Below are 2,485 nucleotides of genomic sequence, written 5' to 3' on the forward strand. Positions count from 1 at the left end.
CCTAGAAGCGAAGCGCCCTAGAAGACCGAAGGTCGTCCTAGAAGCGAAGCGCCCTAGAAGACCGAAGGTCGTCCTAGCAGCGAAGCGCTCTATTTCAGACACGCTACCGCCCATGGATTACGGCTTCCAATATGCCCTTCGCTACGCGAATCTTTAATTTTTTATTAGCTTTAAACTGTAACAATCGCTAATCAAGCGCGGAATTATACTCAAAAATCAGCATAGATGCTTGAGTAAAACCCCCAGAACGTTTCAAAATTGTTGCAAAATAGCCTAAACACCATCTAAACGGTTAATATTCAACCTTTAAGACCAAAAACAACGCTATAAATCAGCGTCATTCAGCTTATGAATGGACAATATCCTACAAAGACTGTCGCCATTATCTGACAGCTTAGTTATTTAGTCATATTCGCTATTTATGTTGTTTGGTCATTATTTGGTACAGCTTGTAAATTCGTCAACTCGACTAGAATCCGTTTTTGTTGTCCCATGATGTTAAATAACACATGGCAACGTTTATCAGGATTATTCTCGTCAAATATTGCCTCAAGGTCTTTAAACGGTCCATCGACAAATTTGACTTTATCGCCTTTGCCTAACGGTTTGACCTCTTCTGGCACATAACCTTCAACACGCCTTTTAAGCGCTGAGATAATTCTGTCGTCAATGGGAGTCATATCTTCTCGGCAGCCAACAATACGATTAGCACCACGTGTATTGTGGATTTTGCTGACGCTGGTGACGAGAGGATCAAAATAGATAAACAGGTAACTAGGGAAAAGTGGTGCCGTAACCATTTGTGGTTTGTTGCGGACCATTTTTTGCTGGGTGATCACAGGTAAATAACTTTCGACTTCTTGTAAAGCCAAATTTTGCTGTGCACGTACTTCATGACGTGGTTTGCAATACAGTAAATACCAAGATTTCATTATTACTCGCTTGTTTAAATTTGCTCATCAGTTTGAGCAAGTGACATCCCATTCACGGCTTGGGATATTAACAAAATTACTTACCTATTTGAATGTGTTTTTGAACCTTAATGCCTATAAATACAGCGTTTAAATCATTGTCTGGTTTTATATTAAGCAATAACACCATCATTTATTATCTACATTTAGAAGTAACTAATTGATTTATCATTCTACATTGACTTAACACCTTTAGCGCACGGCGCCCGGTTAATTTTGCTTTATGTATAATTAAAAGAGCTTAGTAATATCAATCTGCTTACGTTAGCTGTAACCAAAAGTAAAGGCACTGTCTCAAAATCCGTCAATAGTCTGAACACCTAAACAGATTTAACAAAAAATTGACGGCCTTTTATCATATTATTTCACTTCCAGTTATGACAATCCAAATCTGACTTGCCGATTATTAAATCGATAAATTCTGTTTGATGTTAGTCATTAATGTCAGTTTGAGGCGCTATAGATATTTCTAGCCTACAAAAAAGAAAGCCTCGATAAACGAGGCTTTCATTAGATACTTTATGTTGTGCTAAAGGTTACTTATTCGGCTTGGGTGGATAATTCATCATTACAGTACCAATTGCTTGATTGATAGTGTTAATTCTCTCTTCTGGAGTGCTTTGTTCACGCACGGTATCAGCCACAGTACCACGCCAAATTAACTTACCCGTTTTGTTATCAACTAAGTCGACCATTAATGTGCCAACATCGTATTCACGCACAGTCGTTTCACTATGAATACTGCCGCCAAATCCCCAACGAGGGCCGTAATATGGGTTATAGCCGAAGTTACTGTTAAAGGTGTCGATATTGATTTTTTTATCAACTTTGGTGATGTAGTTAACTAATAAATCGGCATTTTGTTTGTCGGCTTTACTGATGCCTTTTTGGCTTAATTGAGTTTCGATAGCAGCACGAACACGTTGGTCCATGAGTCCGTCTAAATGATAGCCCGCATCTTCATTTTTTTTCTCTACCCATGAATAGGTTTTATATTGTTCAAATGATACCGATGGATCGAAGTCTGAAGTAGATTTCAAGGTGCTACATGCGCTCAATGCTAATACTGCCGCAGCGATAAATAAGGTTTTCATACAGGCTCCAAAAACAAGATGTTAATTCTTATTAGCTTATAGAGAGCAAAGGCGTTGTCAAGTTAACAAGGTTTCATAACAAATGATAACAAACGGAAATAGTGTTAAAGAGCGATGACAATCCAAGAGCCTAGATCGCTACGCTGCTAGGACGCTACGCGGCTAGATGCTATAAAATCAACAGCCTAGTATCGCAGCTAGTCAATACTACTGCGAAGCTGTTTTAGCAGGACGTAGTCCGCCCTCTCGCGAACCTGCGAGCAACTAGGACGCTTCGCGGCTAGATACTATAAAATCAACAGCCTAGTATCGCAGCGAGTCAATCTGAGCTGCGAAGCTGTTCTAGCAGGACGTAGTCCGTCCTCTGGCGAACCTGCGAGCTGCTAGGACGCTACGCGGCTAGATGCTATAAAATCAACA

At 39.9% G+C, this 2,485-nt stretch carries 2 protein-coding genes; both read right to left on the bottom strand.

Annotation, left to right across the window (positions count from 1 at the left end; all coding sequences use genetic code 11):
• Nucleotides 1-419: 419 nt before the first annotated feature.
• A complete protein-coding gene (gene rfaH / locus AAEY97_RS21010; RefSeq protein ID WP_351001268.1) occupies nt 420-932 on the bottom strand; it encodes a transcription/translation regulatory transformer protein RfaH in 513 nt (170 codons plus the stop codon).
• A 575-nt stretch (nt 933-1,507) separates the two neighbouring features.
• Nucleotides 1,508-2,065: a DUF4136 domain-containing protein gene (locus AAEY97_RS21015; protein ID WP_351001271.1), complete on the bottom strand. Its 558-nt coding sequence runs from the start codon at nt 2,063-2,065 to the stop codon at nt 1,508-1,510.
• Between the last annotated feature and the right edge of the window lie 420 nt (nt 2,066-2,485).

This window comes from Shewanella sp. TB7-MNA-CIBAN-0143, assembly GCF_040310065.1.
GTDB lineage: Bacteria > Pseudomonadota > Gammaproteobacteria > Enterobacterales > Shewanellaceae > Shewanella.